The 18079-nt window shown below is 44.1% G+C and carries 14 protein-coding genes, 1 pseudogene and 2 riboswitches; of the genes and pseudogenes, 5 read left to right on the plus strand and 10 right to left on the minus strand.

What is annotated here, in order from left to right; genetic code table 11:
- Nucleotides 1-383: 383 nt before the first annotated feature.
- Nucleotides 384-884: a CarD family transcriptional regulator gene (locus tag BFJ94_RS18515; protein WP_120463986.1), complete on the minus strand. Its 501-nt coding sequence runs from the start codon at nt 882-884 to the stop codon at nt 384-386.
- Between the two features lie 130 nt (nt 885-1014).
- Here BFJ94_RS18515 and BFJ94_RS18520 point away from each other — a divergent pair, with 130 nt between their 5' ends.
- Nucleotides 1015-1455: a MarR family winged helix-turn-helix transcriptional regulator gene (locus tag BFJ94_RS18520; RefSeq protein WP_120465304.1), complete on the plus strand. Its 441-nt coding sequence runs from the start codon at nt 1015-1017 to the stop codon at nt 1453-1455.
- 70 nt (nt 1456-1525) lie between these two features.
- On the opposite strand, the gene BFJ94_RS18525 is transcribed toward BFJ94_RS18520, so the two are convergent.
- From BFJ94_RS18525 to BFJ94_RS18540, 4 genes are all read right to left on the minus strand, one after another.
- Nucleotides 1526-4966: a collagen binding domain-containing protein gene (locus BFJ94_RS18525; protein WP_120463987.1), complete on the minus strand. Its 3441-nt coding sequence runs from the start codon at nt 4964-4966 to the stop codon at nt 1526-1528.
- Between the two features lie 288 nt (nt 4967-5254).
- Nucleotides 5255-6061 carry a transglutaminase-like domain-containing protein gene (locus BFJ94_RS18530; RefSeq protein WP_120463988.1) on the minus strand — a complete coding sequence of 269 codons (807 nt, stop codon included), beginning with the start codon at nt 6059-6061 and terminating at the stop codon, nt 5255-5257.
- A gap of 14 nt (nt 6062-6075) precedes the next feature.
- Nucleotides 6076-6163: riboswitch (cyclic di-GMP riboswitch) on the minus strand.
- A gap of 57 nt (nt 6164-6220) precedes the next feature.
- Nucleotides 6221-6307, minus strand: a riboswitch (cyclic di-GMP riboswitch).
- Between the two features lie 95 nt (nt 6308-6402).
- A complete protein-coding gene (locus BFJ94_RS18535; protein ID WP_120463989.1) occupies nt 6403-7314 on the minus strand; it encodes a methyl-accepting chemotaxis protein in 912 nt (303 codons plus the stop codon).
- Nucleotides 7315-7519: 205 nt separating this feature from the next.
- Entirely contained in the window at nt 7520-8410 is an 891-nt protein-coding gene (locus tag BFJ94_RS18540) for an alpha/beta fold hydrolase (protein ID WP_120463990.1), read from the minus strand.
- A 208-nt stretch (nt 8411-8618) separates the two neighbouring features.
- Between BFJ94_RS18540 and BFJ94_RS18545 the strand changes: the two genes are divergently transcribed.
- Nucleotides 8619-9245: a hypothetical protein gene (locus BFJ94_RS18545; protein ID WP_120463991.1), complete on the plus strand. Its 627-nt coding sequence runs from the start codon at nt 8619-8621 to the stop codon at nt 9243-9245.
- A 432-nt stretch (nt 9246-9677) separates the two neighbouring features.
- Here the strand turns inward: BFJ94_RS18545 and BFJ94_RS18550 are convergent.
- Nucleotides 9678-10370: pseudogene (locus tag BFJ94_RS18550) on the minus strand (amino acid permease); the annotation flags it as partial.
- Between the two features lie 55 nt (nt 10371-10425).
- The gene (locus BFJ94_RS18555) at nt 10426-10962 is read right to left on the minus strand and encodes a hypothetical protein (RefSeq protein ID WP_120463992.1); all 537 of its coding nucleotides are present in this window, start codon (nt 10960-10962) and stop codon (nt 10426-10428) included.
- A 176-nt stretch (nt 10963-11138) separates the two neighbouring features.
- Here BFJ94_RS18555 and BFJ94_RS18560 point away from each other — a divergent pair, with 176 nt between their 5' ends.
- Nucleotides 11139-11660, plus strand: a complete 522-nt coding sequence (locus BFJ94_RS18560; RefSeq protein ID WP_120463993.1) for a cupin domain-containing protein — start codon at nt 11139-11141, stop codon at nt 11658-11660.
- An 86-nt stretch (nt 11661-11746) separates the two neighbouring features.
- Here BFJ94_RS18560 and BFJ94_RS18565 read toward each other — a convergent pair whose 3' ends face one another.
- The 3 genes from BFJ94_RS18565 to BFJ94_RS18575 all read right to left on the minus strand — a co-directional run bounded on the left by BFJ94_RS18565 (nt 11747) and on the right by BFJ94_RS18575 (nt 15448).
- On the minus strand, nt 11747-12712 hold the full coding sequence (locus BFJ94_RS18565) for a D-2-hydroxyacid dehydrogenase (protein ID WP_438803700.1): 966 nt from the start codon (nt 12710-12712) through the stop codon (nt 11747-11749).
- A 37-nt stretch (nt 12713-12749) separates the two neighbouring features.
- Nucleotides 12750-13667: a sugar phosphate isomerase/epimerase family protein gene (locus tag BFJ94_RS18570; RefSeq protein ID WP_120463994.1), complete on the minus strand. Its 918-nt coding sequence runs from the start codon at nt 13665-13667 to the stop codon at nt 12750-12752.
- 65 nt (nt 13668-13732) lie between these two features.
- On the minus strand, nt 13733-15448 hold the full coding sequence (locus BFJ94_RS18575) for a thiamine pyrophosphate-dependent enzyme (RefSeq protein WP_205571037.1): 1716 nt from the start codon (nt 15446-15448) through the stop codon (nt 13733-13735).
- Nucleotides 15449-15670: 222 nt separating this feature from the next.
- Here BFJ94_RS18575 and BFJ94_RS18580 point away from each other — a divergent pair, with 222 nt between their 5' ends.
- Both BFJ94_RS18580 and BFJ94_RS18585 read left to right on the plus strand, forming a co-directional pair.
- Nucleotides 15671-16420, plus strand: coding sequence for an IclR family transcriptional regulator (locus BFJ94_RS18580; RefSeq protein WP_229717087.1), 750 nt, complete (start codon nt 15671-15673; stop codon nt 16418-16420).
- Nucleotides 16421-16710: 290 nt separating this feature from the next.
- Nucleotides 16711-17994 (plus strand): MFS transporter, encoded by a 1284-nt coding sequence (locus BFJ94_RS18585; RefSeq protein WP_205571039.1) that lies wholly within the window; start codon nt 16711-16713, stop codon nt 17992-17994.
- The last annotated feature ends 85 nt before the right edge of the window (nt 17995-18079 follow it).

Consider the following 18079-nt stretch of genomic DNA (forward strand, 5'->3'; position numbering starts at 1 on the left):
TCCGTATTTATTCGCGTCGGCTTCGATCCTTGTACCATCTATGGCGCAAGAGACAAATACGGTCGGTCAGGACTCTCCCCTGATCTAGCGGTCAAAAATGTCCGTTAGAGCATAAAAACAACAACTACGCTCCTCTAACGGACACTTTTGACCCTTAGAAGCACAAAATGCTATTTTTCGCGACAATTTCCCTTGTAATGGACATAAATGTCCGTTACAAGGGCGGGGTGCCACAGAATCAACGCTAACGGACATTTATGTCCGTGTCCGAGTGATCCGACCAGAACAGGGGGATGTTCACATTTTGGGGCACGCAAAAGAGGCGTCTCAAAGTCGGAAGATCTACTTTTGAGACAGCCCCTTATGTTGCGTTCATTCAAATGTTAAGCGTTCTGCATAATCATTCCATTTACTTCGTCCAGTACGGCCTCAAAGGTCGTTCCCAGAGCGATTGAGATCTCTTTGAACAAAATGTTCTGCGTCGAAGTTAGCATCGTCTGGTCTTGATTGCTCAGCTTTTTGTTGTTACTTTCGGCCTTTCGCTTTTGACGAATTAACGTATTTATAATTTGAGCGATTTCCTCCCGGTTGCCAGAACTAATGATTTTGGAATAGGTTTGCTTGCGATCATTGTTCTTCTCGATCCATTGGAGGCCCGGAGATTTAAAAGATTGGATAATTTCCATTGCTTCCTCTCTGCCAATCAGGTTTATCATGAGCAAGTTGTGGTTGTCTACCGGAGTGCTAATCTTTAAATTATCATCGCTCAATGGATGCAAATCGTAATAAAGTTTCACTGTGCCGGCAATTTCCTTTTCACTTATACTATCAATTCTGCAAATGCCATGTGCTGAATATATAACCAAATGACCCACTTCAAACATGCTGTTACCTCCCTTGCCTTCGTCAACCTAGTTGACATATAACTCTATTATACACCATTGTCAACCTAGTTGACAATGGTAAGGCGCTTTTTGTATATTGAATGAGGATATGCCGAAAGGAATGATTACAATGAGTATGGAATTGCAAAATCTAAATTTGATAGACCTGATCAGTGAACGTCATGTCCATCTCCGCAGCTTAATCAATCAATTGTGGAATACAAGCTCCGATATTCACATTTCCAATTCGGAGTGGTTCATTATGGCAAGAATCTATAAGAAGCAGGTCACCATATCTTATGTTGCCAAGCATGTAGACATCTCCCGCCAAGCCACCCATAAATTGATTAAAAATATGGAATCCAAAGGCCTAGTAGAAATCAGCAAAGCGCAGCATAATAACAAAGACAAATGCATCCAGCTAACCGAGCTCGGCGAGGAATGCTACGAACGAAACAAAGCGATTAAAGCAACGCTGGAGGCCAAGATTATCGCCGCTATCGGAGTCGAGCAAGCAGAGCATCTTATGCAAGTTTTGAAGCTGAATTGGGGATTGGAGATGGATGCGTAAACAACGCGAAAGGCATGAAAAAAACTCCCCCGTCCTGCTTCCAGGACAAGGGAGCACAAGTGCCAACGGATTATGGCTTCATACTTATCCGTTTACGGCCTAACCATAGACCGAGAATGATCAGCCCAAGCCCCGCTAAATAGAACGGATAAGGACTGGCTTCTCCTGTTTTGGGAAGCGTGGGTACAGAAGCCTTCGATGACTTCGTCTGTGAGGTCTTACTCGGTGGTTCCGGCGTTTCTATGGCCGGTTGCTCTGGATTCGATGTCTGCGGGTCCGGCTCACCCCTCGGAATATCCTCATCCGGCACTTCTATCTCGCCAGGTGATGTTCCAGGATTGGACGGGGTTACCGGTTGCTCCGGACTATGATCCGTGGGATCAACCGAATGATCGGGATTCGATGGATAGCTCGGATAGCTCGGATTGCCCGGATTTTCTGGATAGGTTGGTGTAGAAGGCTCTACTGGCTTAACAGGCTCTTCCTTGCTGTTCGTCACGAGTACCTTTTTCATATTGTCCTCGCTCGTAATACTGGAGTCAATCGTTACGCTCCACGTGGCCTGCTCGATCTTATATCCTTCTGGAGCGGCTAGCTCCTCCAGAATATATTCATCATACAGCAGCTTCGTAAACAGGATTTTGCCGTCTGCGTCCGTTGTCTTTACAACTGGCGTCCGTTTACCTGCTTTATCATAAAGCGCAAACTTCGCTCCTGCCAGTGGCTTCGTCTTATCAGCCTGATCAACCTTCGTTACTTCGAGGCTTCCCGTTACGCCGCCTCCCGAACCTGAACCAGAGGAAGTACGAACAATAACCTCTTCCGTCGTTTCCCTCAGCTCAGTCTTCAGTTGATCTCCTTCAAGGGCCACTTTATTCTGTACTGTTTCCTTATCTTCAGCAGTAATGAAAGATTGATACTCCAAAATATAAGCCGTAGAGATATCGTCCGTGAACTTTAATTCAAACATCTCTTGATCCCCATCCAGCCTGGTGATGGTTAATGTATAGTCCTTGCCTTTGGTCAGTTCATCGGCCTTTTCTATCTCGCCGTCGGGATGAACCTTGGCTGCATAGAGATGGAATGAATCCTCAATCAAGATTTGATTAGGGCTTGGATAATCGATGATCGTGGCGCCTGAAATATGCGACTGACCTTCATTGATACGAATCGACCAGTCGATTTTATGTCCATTCTGCACGCCGATCTTCTTCACGTATTCGCCGCCGTGCGGAACCGTCACACTACCGATCCAGGTGGCCGCCTTATCACTGCCGTTCCATAATTCAGCTGTATTATCAATATCCTTGACAATCAGTGAGCCCTGTAGCGATGTTCTGAACTCGATCCAATATGGAGATGAGATAGGACTAGTAAAATGAATAGACAATTGATTTCCGTTCGCTTCGGATGGTTCCGTCAACTCATATTGAGAAGCTGGTACTTCAGCGCCCTTCGCAACCCCATTTCGTTCCCCGGTCAGAGTCATCTCGAACACCTTAACCGAATTCGACACAAGCTTCTGCTCATGCTTCAGTACATCGGTAACGATCGCTTCAGCAAATGAGTTGAGATTGTAATTCATTTTGATGTTCCAGGTAATCTCTTTGCTGACAGGATCATAGCTCCCATCTTTGCCGCCGTTATTCTTCATGTAGTCGTCGGCGCCGAAGCTCGCATCCCGATCCTTCAGCTCTTGCTGCTTACCCTCCTCGATCCACGTCATGGAGGCTCGGTTCATGAAATCCAGATTTCGTTCCTTCAGCCAGTCGATGTTGAACTTCGTCTTATACCAGATCCTATACGTAGTATCAACAGTCGTGGAAAACTTGATCACAAAGCCACTGCGTACATCATCATACTCGACCGTATAGTTAGACGTAGGAACGGTCTCTCCATCCGCCTCAATGATCACAGAATCCGGAATAAACTCAAGACCGCCCTGTGGGAACGTATCTGTAATGATTACATTCTCTAAACTGTGTTTGCTGCCATCTGGCTTTTTATCGCCATTGACTACGATGACCCATTCCGCCGTTTTTTGGGCAAAATCGACGGTCCAGACTCCTTTCACCAGACCACCGCTCTTCAAGATCGGGGTTGTTACTTCAACAAATGAATCCCCCGATTCAACCCTGTTCTTCACCTGTTGCCCATCAGCAATCATCCGGTCGATCGGCTTCGTCTGGTATACGATGGTATATGGCGAATCAATATCCTGCTCAAATTGCAGCTTGAACCCATTCGTACCTGTCGCTGCAGCCGTGTATTCCTCCGATGAGACTAAATCCTTGGCCTCGGTCGAATTCCCCTTATATACCTTCAGTGAATCAGCAACCCATGTATGGATATCACTGAGCTGATCCGTAATTACCGCCTGGTCTCTGGGAATTTTCTGCTCGCTGAAGTTGTATTTCACCTTCCAGGTTATCATCCCGGTATCTGTATCCAAATCATACGATTTACTCAGAAATTCACCACGATCCACAGTTACCGTAGCGACCGACTGGACATCTCCTATTCCTTCCCCAGACAGTACAGCCGTGTTCTCGAAGCTCAGCTTCTCACCGGTAACCTTCGTCGAGAAGCGGATTTCATAAGCTCTGTTGATCGTTTCATCCTGAAATGCCAGCTCTAACCTGGCAGCATCGTCTGTATTAACCGTATACTTGCCGGTATCGAGCTTGTCGCCAAGGACTGTCGATCCGTCGCCATTAACCTGCAAATAATAGACCTCTACAGAGTCCGCAATAAACTCCAGGCCTTCAGGCAATGTATCCGTGATAACGGCATGCTTGATTTTATCCAGTGACTTGTTGACCTGAATCGTCCAATCGATCTGATCCTTGCTAACCGCTATCCCTTGCTTATCAAGCAGCTTGCCACCCTGAGGCTTCAGATTCACGATAATGGTCTGTACCCCGCTTTTTAACGGAATGGCAATAATGACTTCTGTGCTTCCTGTAAGGACTTCCTTTGAAAATTCAGTGCGAATTTCCAGTCTGCCGCTTACATTGGAGTTGTTCTCCACATAATCATTGAAGGTCATAACCACTTTTCCGTTCCGATCGACGGTAAATCTGCCAACTTCGCCTTGACCGGCAACGAGTGGAGCGTCAATATCCGTAAAGATCTCAAACTGCGGCGGCAGCTCAAAAGTAAAGGTGTCCCCATTCTTATAACCGTGTCCGTTTGGAAGCTCCCATTCAAAGCTAAGGTTAACAGCTGCACCAATCTCCAGGCTACTGTCCGGATTATAGACCGCATCAATCACCGTGCCGTTGACATCAGTTAACACTACTTTGGTTAAAATATTGTCTGTAATGGGAACTGACACGGTTGGGTCAGAAACATCCTCCGTCTCTGCATATACAGACTCCGTTACACTTACTGACTTCGTTACATTTTCTTGCTTACCAGTCGATGCATTGGCCGGCCAGTTGGCTACGCCAAACAACGATTGAATCAGGAGCAACAGGACCACAATGATTCCAATTATTCTTGTCTTCATGAATCTCTCCCTTTAGTCTCTACATCACCCTCATAATGTTCGGTTCCGATCTTGCTAGTCGAGCGTGCGCAAATCGGGCCTCATATGTCACTGAATTGTATGCCGTCAAAAGAACTTCCCTGTCCATCACCTCCGCCATATTTTTTTGGCGCACGATTCATTATGTTTGTAGTTTCGTTCAGAACCAAATGGGCTTCTTGCATTATACCTGGGGAATCTTTACAATTTCTGAACAACACGAACAAGCCTTGGACCTTTCGTCCAAAGCTTGGGAGAATTCTATTCGGATTAGTAATATTTGGCTGCCGAATATTGAGAGGCATCCTTCATCATTTGAAATTCAGACTTACTAGCTCTCCAGCCCGCATCGACGGTCGTATCCACGGTTACCCATTTGCCATTCAAGTAAACCTCATTCCAGGCGTGATATACATCGACGTATTGCGACGTTCCCATCACAAGCTTAGTCGGTATGCCGATACTCCGCAGCATAGAAGCGAATAGAGAAGCATAGTCGTAGCAAATCCCTTTCTTCCCTGTCATCGTGCGATTAATATCAGGCAGATAGTCTGTCAGCTTGCTGGATGCAAGCGACTTGTCATATCGGATCGTTCCGATGATATATTCATAAATGGTCTGTACCCTCTCTTCATCCGATTGGGCAGACCGGGTTAACTTCTTCGCAAGCTGGATAGGCTTGTCCCCTTCGCTCCAATTGACGTTCTGTATAGAGTTCAGGAACACCTTGCTGTCATTCTCCAGTTGAAGCGGAACTACCGCTTTGTGACTAATCTGATATTTCGTACCGCTGACTTGTTCTAGCACGGTAACTGTATAATCCCCATTGCCCATTTGCAGTGGAAATACTTCCTGCGGCTTGCTAGCCGAAAGCACATAAGTATATTGGCTCTGATCCTTCGCGACAATAAGCTTCGTCTTGACACCAGCCTTCACATCATACCGGATGGCGATCATTCCACGGTCCAACTGCTCCAAGCCCAGCCAATCCGCAGATTGCGCGGCTTCTACACCCGGTACCGAAACCCAGCCCAATAACACAAAAAGTCCGACGATCATGATCAGTGTTCTGCGCATACTATAAAACTCCCTTCGGTAGCCAGGCTGCCATTGACTTTACATCAAGAAGGCCCTGTAGCTTTGCGTCCTAGTCTTTCGACGAGTTTGCCGTTATCGTATTAGAGTTTCACGGAATATAATGGATGCTTGTCCATAAAAACAAAAAAAGCATATCCATTCGGTAGCTGGCTGTCATTGACTTTCCGTCAAGAAGACCCTGTAGCTTTGCGTCCTTGCCTTTCGACAAGTTTGCCGTTATCGTGAGTCGCTTTTTGTTGAGTCTATCATATCAAACTAGTAAATTTCCATCAAGAGGAAAATAACCCAGGCTATATGATAGAATAGCCCGACGCAGAATCTCAAATATTCTCAGCAACGTTTCGCGCCTGCTCGTCTAGCTTCTGAGCGAAAGTAACAATGCTGTTGAAGTCTTCCATAGTGACACGTATTTGCTTTTGGCTCTCTAAGATCGAAGACTCAGCGCGATTGATTCCTTTTGAAATCTCAGATATTTCCTTCGTAATTCCTCCAATGGTTCCCTGAACCTTGATGATGGATTCAGACACTTCACCGGATAGCTTGCGCACCTCCTTGGCTACTACGTCAAACCCTCTGCCATACGGACCCGCATGAGCGGCCTCAATCGCTGCATTTAAAGAAAGAAGATTGGTCTGAGATGCAATATTACGGATGGTTTCCACAATCCCCTGAATCAATTTGGCCTGCTCCTGTAGCCCCTTAAGTGTAAGAATGTTATCCTCTGAAATCTCTGCAATCCGATCCACGCCGAACAGAAGTTCCCGACTCCGATTAATTCCCACTTCTGCTTGCTGACTCAGAACTTGGGAGGTAGACTCCAATTCCTTAACCACGGTAGCTAGGCTGAACTGACGTTCGGAAATGTCCGTTGCTATTTTTAATATGCCAATGATCTCAGAGTCCAGATCATCATATACCGGCATATAGGTTGCCTCTAACCACACTATTTCACCACGAGCATTTCTCCGCTCAACCTTATCCTGGAAGCTCTGCCCGGACAGTAGCTCACTCCAGAACTGCTCATAGTCTGGTGAACTTGCAAAGGAGTCAAAACATAAGTCCCGATGCTGCATTTTTAATATATCCTCAATGGAGTATCCCATCGCACTGGCGAATACCTCGTTAACATAGGTTACTTTTCGATCGATGCCGAAACGGATCATGGCAAGATTCCGTTCCATCGCCTTGACGATCAATTCGTTCGTTATCTGCTGTTTATTCATAGTTAGCATTCTTAGTTACCTCCACTTTTTACGTCTGCCTCCACTTGTTAAATAGAGCAACTTGCTTATACCTCAAAATTATCAGTTTACCAGCTATAACTTTACAATATCTATACATACTGCTGAGCTATTTCTAGCGATTGAGTAATAGCAAATTTTAAGGGCACCCGTGGGGGTGCCCTATAAGATCAGTTCTATAGTTACATTTATCTTATCAGTCCCGGCCCGCCTCGTAAAGCTTCTGCGCCACCATCGCTGGCCTTGTCCGCGAATCTGTCATGTGGTCTCCATCACCGACGATCAGCCGGAACTGACCTAGCCGTGTGGACATATGCGGATTCCAGCCGAATCCTTCTCCCTGTGGCAGTACGTTATCCTGATAAAAATAAACATAGCTTTTCGGTGTTGGCAATACGTAGAACGCTTTAAGATCCAGTTTCTCAAACAGTGGCTTAGCCGGTTCAGGAACAACGCCTGCATAAATCTGCCGGGCTACATCCAGGTTAGCCGTATTGACAAACAGATCCCGGAATAACGGAAATGGAAGCATGATTGTATCGTCCTTCGAACTAGCTCTGAGTTGCTCGAATCCTTGCCTTGTCTGAGGCGGTACCTCGTCGGAAACAGATTCACCGTCCTTCAATACGAAGGCATCCCAAAAGATCAGGCGCTTAATGCGATCGGGTACCTGTTCTGCTACCTTTTGAATTACTGTTCCGCCAAAGCTATGCCCGACCAGAATGATATCGTGGAGATTCAACCTCGTTATAAAATCGACTACAGACTGCGTAATCATCGCATGCGTCACATTTCTGTTAGGATCTTCTCCATGACCCGCATATTCCGGGGTATAGACGGTATGCCCATTCCTGCGCAACGCCGCCGCTATGCCATCCCAGAAATGAGCGTCGGCCCAAGAGCCATGCACAAGTACGAAGGTAAGCCTCTGTTGCGCATGGGGCGGATTGCTATTCTCGGCTCCCAAGGCATCTTGCCGCCAGAACCATCTTCCTTCCTTAAGGGAGTAATATCCGCAAGGCATATGAGGCAAAAATCGATAATCAACATAGGGAAACTGATGGATTCCCAGGCAATAAGGATACATACTGAAACATCCTCTCAAATCAGCATATATCAGCTTATGCCCAATGGGTTGGAGGGGTTCGTATACAACTCAAGGTATGATTGGAAATCATATCGGATAGGATAAGGACATAGATTAGTTATAGTTTACCTTGTAGTTTCATTGTACTTCAACTTGCAGTTTGCTAAGATGGGAGGTGAGAGACATTATAAACGAGAGGGTGAGTTTAGTGACAACCGTAGAAGCCCGGGATCAAACAAGAGAGTTGATTAAAGCCATCACGGAAAAGGAAGACAATGAAACTCTTACATTAAACGCCCGTTCTTTAAAGAGCTTGGTTGAGCTGATGCGTGATTATGCCATCATTACACATGCCAGTGATCCTGAGTCAGAGGTTACTGCTGCCGTTGAAAGTCTGATTGACTATGTGGATTTAAATGCGCGTTCGGCTGCTGAATCAACAATGTATGATAGCTATAAAACAACCTATCTGGCTGAAGTTTTCAATGTTTCAGTGACTGCTATTAATAATTGGATTGATGAAGGCCGATTTATTAACTATCAGCGCGAGCCGCATAAACATGCGCGAATTCCACATTTCACTCCATTTCAACATCGCGATAGGCGTATTGAGCCACTTGGACTGATCGTCGAACGTTACAGACGCCAAGAGAACAAATCATTTGCCGATGATGATGAAAGGGATATGCTAGTCGGCCAAATTGAATTGCTTAAACAAAAGTATGGTGGGAAGGATTTCAACGATGCATTTGATTGTGAAAACCTCACAAATGAACAGGAAAGCGACCGTTCCCGTTGGCGATTTTACATGGCGAGGCTTGAGGAGCTTTCATGAGTCGATATAGTGAATACGTCGAAAACCACGTACCTAAGCCTCCCATTGTCCCCACCGATTGGGAATACGTACGTAACGAATTTGATGATATTATTGATAGCGATATTATTTCTGGTAACAAAGAGGGGCGTGATTGTTATCCACAAGTTCGAAAGACGATTCGGGTCAAACATAAAGGTGGAACCCTGCACGCCTCTGAATACATACAAGATCGTAGAAACATTGCACCTCATGTGATTCAATTTGAATATGATTGGCAATACGACCCGGGCAACCCCGAGGCAATTTGGAAGTTTCATTACGATACATTACATCCCGAGCAATATTGGCCGGCCACAAGGCACTTCCATCAACATGATCAACCAAACCCGCTTAAAACAAATCACGGAAGAACTTCCAACTTTGCCGCCCGCAATGTTTGTGCTGTACTGGAAACAATCCGCTGTTACATGCAGAAGCAGCCGAAGTTAAGACGACAAAGTTAATAATTCCGGCGGCGATTGGAATCCCAACCAGACTAAATGTCTTTACGAAAGGACTTTCTGCCGGACTTAGTTCCGTCCAGGGGTTAATACATAATAGGGCAATAATTGCACCCACATATAAGAACAGTATCCTTAGAGGGATTTTATTGATCGCCGATGGGATATTCTTCTCTGGATTGGACGTTTCCGCTGCCGATACGCCCACGAGTTCCACGCCGACAAACGCAAACACAACCATTTGGAATGAAAGCAAGAAACCTGTCATCCCGTTTGGAAATATTCCTCCATGTGACCAGATATTTTGAACCGAAACCTTTCCTGCATCTGTTTTGAAACCGATGACTACTAGAATAACCCCAATAGCAATTAATGCGAGTATCGTAACTACCTTAATTATGGCGAACCAAAATTCCAACTCCCCAAAACTTTTCACAGTTAACAGATTGAGCCCTAGTAAAATGATCAAGCAGATGATTTCAGGCACCCACTGCGGGATATCAAACCAGTATTGAACATAGATTCCGACCGCAATAATGTCAGCCATCGCTGTCATTATCCAGCAGAACCAGTAGGTCCATCCGGTGACATACGCCGCGCGAGGCCCAAGATAATCTTCAGCTATATCTGTAAACGTTTGGTACCTCCGATCATAAAAGGCCCCCTTAAGCATTCCAAGGGGGCTTTTCCTCTTGCGATTATGGTGTTTTTCCTTCTGTCGCTGCAGCTTCAGCTGGCGTCATCAAGCCCTGAACGGCGCTGAAGAACGGGCGGATGGACCTGATCATGCCGTATCCCAGCTTTACAACTGGCATGAATCGCTGGATCATGCCGAACAGCCGCATGCCGCCGCCCAATACACCGCCGAGCGCTCCTGTACCAGCTCCGCCAAGCCCGCCTAATCCCCCAAACAACGAGCCCAACATCGGCAGAAAGGCCGATATCTGGGCGTCCGGTTTGCGGGAACGGGCGGAAGGCTTGCGTGCGCCGCTCCGGCGGCTGCGGGAACGGCTGCCCGAGCCCGAAGCGCGGGAGCCAGCTCTGCGCTGCTTAGGCCGGGAGCCTTGCTTCCCGGATGGGGTGCGCGGCTGAGCTCCGGCGTTAGCCAGCGTCAAGCCATTGCTGTTGACGTCGGTAATATAACCGACGTAGGTCTTACCGCTGTGCAGAGTGATACATACCGGTTGACCCTGCAACCTTCTGGCCCGTGTGAACACCTCTTTGGATGGTGCCATGGAAGTTCACCTCGCTCACTAATTATGGTTCATTGTACGCCAGGAGCGGATTGGCTGCCTGTGCGGATGCAGCATGCGCTTAAGCCCACTTCGTTTCACTTACCTTTTCATTGAGTATTCTAGAAAAATTGATGTATCATAGGGAATAGTACACACATAACCGGAGGTATACACCGATGAGCAACCATGATGCACAGTATTATATAACCAAGCTTGGGCTCGAACCCCATCCAGAAGGCGGATATTACAAAAGAACGTTTGAATCTGAGGAAAAGACCTCCGATCAACAATTGTCTGTTTCCTTTGAAGGAACAAGATTGCTTTATACAAGCATCTACTTCCTACTAGGCTCAGATAACATCTCTCATTTCCACCGTTTGAAGTCTGATGAGCTATGGTATTATCACGCAGGAAGCCCATTAACGGTACACGTTATTGATGAGAATGGAAACTATAAAGAATTTAAATTAGGTACAAACCTGGATCAAGGTGAAGTCCCGCAAGTGCTTGTCCCAAAAAACAGTATCTTCGGTTCATCTGTTACGGATCTAGATACCTTCTCTTTAGTAGGCTGTATGGTTTCACCCGGTTTTGAGTTCCGAGATTTTGAGCTATTTACTCAGGACGAGCTCCTGGCTAAATACCCGCAACATAAAGAGGTCATTATGAAGCTGGCCTATGAAGTAATTCCTGCATAGCAATTAGGGGCTATCTCGAAAGTCAACATCATTGACTGAAGGATAGCCCCTAACTTTTCTTAGAAGATGGCCTTATTTTGCTGTTCTCAATTGACTACATTTTTAGGGTCTCCAGCAATAAAAGCTTTCAGATTGCTCACTGCTACTTCCATTAGTCTTTGACGGCTTTCTTTTGGTGCCCACGAAATATGTGGAGTAATAATGCAGTTTTTTGCTTTCAACAAAGGATTATCACTTCTAATAGGCTCAGAAGACACTACGTCAAGGCCCGCCGCAAATACTTTACCGCTGTTCAATGCTTCGGCCAAATCCTCTTCCACAATTAATGGACCTCTTGAATTATTTAGCAGGATAACCCCATCTTTCATTTTAGCGATGGTATCACGGTTAATCAGGCCCTGTGTCTCAGGAAATAGCGGGCAATGCAAGCTTATTACATCTGATTTAGCAAACAATTCTTCTAGAGAAACATACTCTGCTATTTCTTGTCCAGCTTCATTCGGATATGCATCATAAGCGACAATATTCATACCAAGCGCCTTGGCAATTCTTCCGGTAGTTTGTCCAATACTTCCAAATCCAATAATACCCATTGTTTTGCCGGAGAGTTCTATGAGTGGATAATCCCAAAAACACCAATCTGGACAAGCCTCCCAGCGACCAGCAAACACGGCATTGCTGTGGTGACCGATATGATGGCAAATTTCAAGCAATAATGCGATAGCAAATTGACCAACAGCATCCGTTCCATAGGTTGGAATATTGCATACCGGGATATTCTTGGCTCTTGCCGCCTCCACATCTACAACATTATAGCCAGTAGCAAGCACTCCAATATATTGAATAGATGGACAGGAATTGATTGTTTCTGCTGAGATAGGGGTCTTATTGGTAATTACAACGTCGGTACTACCTATACGAGTAATAATCTCATCTTGATCTATCAATGATGTTCTATCATAAACAGTGAGTTCTCCTAATTGCTCAAACCCGTCCCAACTCAAGTCGCCTGGGTTTTCTGTATAACCATCTAATATAACAATTTTCAACATAACAGCCTCCTTAGTCAATCAGATATAATATAAAGCATTAATCCTCTAACAATGCCCATGCTCGATTGAGTACTCTTTTGGCATTTGCTACAACAATATCAGGATCTTCATCTTTCCACGGTTTCACCTCAAAGGAAAAGACATAAGGATCTTCGGATTTAAAGAAACCTTCATTCTTCAAAACACGCAAATATTCAAGTACTTCGTTAGTATCATTCGAACCACCCGGAAATCCAAAACGCTGATGCTCATCTCCGTAGCCCTCATCAGAAGTATTTGTACACACTGTATTGCCTACATGAAAATGTGTAATGTATGGACGAAGTGTTCGTACCACAAATTCTGGAGTTTCATATGTCATCGGAATATGAGAAAGATCGATCATCAATCCAAAATTGTTGAAACGCTCACGCACATCTGCTGCAAACCGTGCGGCCAATGGGGCTGGTCCGATAAGTGAAGCTTTGGCAATATCATAGTCAAAGACTTCCAGTTCAACCATCATATTTTTCGTTTTCGCATATTCACAAAGGTTACAAGTCGTTGTTAACAACTGTTGATATGCAAGTTCCTTGGTTGCTTCTTCCCATTTTCCAGATAGAAATGCAATACCTTGAGAACCAAGTTCCTCTGCTTCGTCGATAGCTCCCATCAATGTTAATTCGGCTTGTTGACGCTGCCCTTCGTCTATATGATTTGCATTCAGTCCAGTAGTTAACAAGTGCGGTTGAGCACCATAACATACTGTTAAGTGAGAAGTTTCCAGCAATCCAGCTGCCTCTGAACGTATTTTCTTATCTTTTATCCAATTGACCTCGATCGCATCAAAATAATCATCACATGCAATCTTGCGTATTATTTCAACTACATTAGGGTCTTCACCCCTAATTGTCGACGGATAAGCCATAAAGCTTACTAACCCAACTTTAAAATACTTATGAATGGATTCCTTCATCCAAAAACACTCCAATCATATAATTTTTAAGGCTGTCCCATTGGGAAACAGCCTCTATTAAAAGATTAGTATACAAATTCTCTACAATTATCGAGAGCGGTGCCCATCGAGCAATCTACATTTTGATCACAAATAATATCAATTACAGCAGGTTTGCCGGATTCTTGAGCTCGCTTTAAAGCCGCTGGAATTTCTTCGGGATCAAAAACTCTTTCACCATAACAAGCAAAACCCTCTGCTACTTTTACATAATCCATCATGCCTTGATTTTCTTCCATAGCCACATCACATTCATAGCCATAAGCATATTTTTGATTCTGGCGAATAAGACCAAGGTATGCATTATTCACTACAACAACGATCACAGGTATCTTATTCTTGGCACAAACCGCCAATTCCTGAGCGTGGAATGTAAAGCCAAAGTCACCCATCACTGCTACTGCTTGTTTTCCAGTTGCCACTGCTGCACCAAACGCGGCAGGAATATCATAACCTAATGTTCCAGCACCACCAGAGGCCAGATACAATCGCGGTTGATTGATTTGCTGGAGTTGGCCAGACCATATTTGTGTAATTCCACAACCGGTAGTAAATATTGCGTTATCACCAAAATACTTATTCAGTTCTTCAAATACTCGATGTGGAATAATCGGTTGTTGACTATAATTCGTTTTTCTCGCCATTTCACTTCGTAATTGTGGAAGAGCTTCTACATCAACATGATTGCTCTTGTAGTTACATTTTTGTGCTTCAACAAGCAGGGCGTCAATGGCAAGTGCTGCGTCAGCAACAATACCAAGTTCTGGTTCGAAAATCTTCCCTATTTCTCCCGGCTCAATATTAATGTGAATGAATTTTCTGTCTCTGCGATATACATCAATTGCACCTGTATGCCTATCTGTGAATCTGCAGCCAATACCTAGTACCAGATCAGAATCCAGGAAAACTTTATTGCCAATTGGCTGACCAACTTGGATTCCACAATGTCCAGCATTTAATTTATGGTCTTCAGGAATACCTCCCTTCGCCATATATGTAGTAATTACTGGCATATTCAAAGTTTCCGCCAATTGCACACATTTCTCCGTAGCATCGGCAAGAATTACCCCTCCGCCCATAAGCAACAAAGGATTCTTCGCATTCCTGATCATAGTGATGGCCTGTTCAATCTTATCCTGATCTGGAGAAGGAACTTCATAGGACAATGATTTGTAAGTAGTCGGATCAAACTCAATATCACTGTTTTGTACGTCAAGCGGCAAGTCAATAACTACAGCACCAGGTTTTCCCTCACGTGCAATACGAAACGCTTCGGCAAATGTCTCAACAACTGCTTCAGGATCGGTGATGCAATAAGTCTTTTTGGTAACGGGTTCACATATTTGGGCAATATCCACACACTGAAAAGCATCCTTGCCCAGTTGGGCAGTCACCGCTTGTCCTGTTATCGCCACTACTGGAATGCTGTCAATATTACATGTATAAACGCCAGTAACGAAATTTGTCGCTCCAGGACCTGATGTGCACAAAGCCACTGCCATTTCACCACTGGCACGGAAATAACCGCCTGCCGCATGAACGCTGGCTTCTTCATGACGATTACAATAATGTTCGATATTGCTTTCACCAAGATACTTATAAATGCCGTTGATGCCAGCACCCGGTATTCCAAAAGCAGCCTTGATACCGTTGATGCCAGCACCCGGTATTCCAAAAGCAGCCTTGATACCTTCTGCTTCTAATATTTTCACAATTACCTCCGACACTTTCATCGTGCCCATTATTTTTTCCTCCTTATTAATTTTGATTATTGAAATTAAGTTTTGTTTATCAACAATATACCATAGCATATTTCAGAAATCAATTATTAGTTTTAATAACAACATCTAATCTTGATTATTGAAATCATAAATGGTATCATTTGTTGTATAAACAATAGTTCAAAAAGAAAGGAATATCATATGTGCCCAGTTCAAGAAAGCCCAAAAAAACCTCAAATAAATATGTCTTCAGAGAAGCTCCTTAGTATATTGGAACTGTTAGCTGAAATAGGCGAACCTATAAGATTGCTGGACATTTCCAAGGAATTAGGGATTAACAATAGCACTACACTCCGCTTTTTGAATACAATGATGAAGTGTGGTTATGTAGCACAAGATCCTGAGACTCTTAAATACTATTTAACTTATAAAATATGCAATATTGCTAATAAGGTTAGTTCGAAAACAAACATTCGCTCCATCGCAGCAGATTACTTGAAAGAGATAACTAAAATCTTTGGTGAATCGGTATGTTTATCCTTGGAGCAAGATATGAAGGTAGTTTATATCGACGTGGTAGAAGGTCCGGATCAAATGATACGATCTATGCAAAGAATTGGAAATGTTGCACCCTTATATTGCACTGCGGTTGGTAAGGTCTTCCTTACCCAGTATTCAGAAAAACAATTGGATCACTATGTTGAGATATGTGGCTTGTCCCGAATTACGCCTAAGACCCTCACTAGCAAGCAACAACTTCTAGATGAGCTTGAGCTCGTAAAAAAGAATGGATACGCTATTGATGAGGAGGAATGCGAAATCGGAGCACGTTGCGTAGCATCCCCTATATATGACTACAGCGGTAAAATAATAGCCGGGGTCAGCGTAACTGGACCTGTTACACGATTCACTCAATCATTTATTGCAGATCGAGTTGAATACTTATTGAAAGCAACACATGATATATCTATCAAACTAGGTTATGATTATTAATATCGAATTTCATAAACGTTTAAAGTTCTTTCATATAGCAGTTCAAAATCAGCGGTGATACAGAGGAAAAATCTCTGTTACCGCTGATTTTTTATTGTCACAAATTATAAAATCTATGATATTGACAACTAGAAGATTGGGATGATAATCTATAAATGAAATTAAGTTTTGTTTATTGAAACTTTTCCGGAGAGGGGTTGGATTACTCGACAACATTCTTGCTCCATTTTTTGCTTATTCTCTTTCCTACAATAATTTATTAAAAAGCGTAATGATGAAAGGGGTATTTTATGGCAAAAGCAATGAATAATAGCAATTGGAGAAAATGGTTAATCCTGGTGCTCCTCGGTATAGCTGGAAGTTTGATCTATAAACTGCCTTACCTTCGTGAAACCTACTACGCTGCGATGCAAGAAGCTACGGGGGCAACGAATGCACAACTTGGGTTACTGATGAGCGCATACGGCTTAATCAACTTCATTCTATACCTTCCCGGCGGTTGGGCCGCCGACAGATTCTCTGCACGTAACTTATTGACATTTTCATTGGTTTCAACTGGTTTAACCGGTTTTTACTATGCAACATTCCCGTCCTATTTTATGATAGTTCTTCTTCACGCATTGTGGGCAGTCACGACGGTCTTCACTTTCTGGGCGGTGTGTGTGCGGATTATCCGTGAGCTCGGCGATAGTTCTGAACAGGGGAAACTTTATGGTTTCTGGTATTTAGGCAAAGGACTTACATCCATGATTGTAGGCTTTATCTCCGTTCCAATTTTCATGAAGTTTGGAGAAGGAGTTGGCGGCCTTCGAGCCACGATCATTTTCTATTCGATAGTAACAATACTTACAGGGATTGCATGTTGGTTCTTCATCGATTCGGATAAAAAAGACGGTGAGAAGAGCAACTTTAAAGTCGCTGATATGAAAGAAGTATTGAGGATGCCTGCTATGTGGATGGCCGGTATTGTCACATTCTGTATGTGGAGTATTTACATCGGTTTTGGCATGGTTACACCTTATCTCTCTGATGTTTTTAATATGAGTGAATCTAATGTGGCGCTTGCCAGTATCATGCGTGCATACGTCTTGTTTGGTGTGGGTGGTCTTCTAGGGGGTTATATTGCTGATAAATGTAAATCTAGAACACGATTCATGATCTATGCGTTTATTGGTATGATTATATTCACTATTGTTTATATAGTTTTGCCAGGAGAAGCTGGCAGAGTTGGCCTCGCTCTTACCAATATGGTAGCTTTAGGTTCTTTCATTTATTGTGCAAACGCTGTATTTTTCTCCATTATCGATGAAGTCAATATTCCCAACCGTCTCACCGGTACTGCTGCCGGTCTGATGTCACTGCTAACCTATTTCCCTGAAATTTACTTATATACCACGGTAGGCAACATGGTTGATAGAACGCCGGGTATTGGTGGGTATCGTCATGTATTCCTATTTATGCTAGGTTGTGCAGTCGTTGGTCTTATTGCGTCATTTATTCTACAAAACATGAACAAAAAGGCAAAGCTGAAGAAATCAGCTGGTGTCGATGAAGCTGCTGCCTCTGTTAATTAAGAATGAGCTCCAGCATCCGCCCATTAAAGACCGTATTCTAGATATTACTGCAATGTACACTTAGGCTACATAGACAGGGGTGATC

The organism is Paenibacillus aceti (assembly GCF_003614185.1).
GTDB lineage: Bacteria > Bacillota > Bacilli > Paenibacillales > Paenibacillaceae > Fontibacillus > Fontibacillus aceti.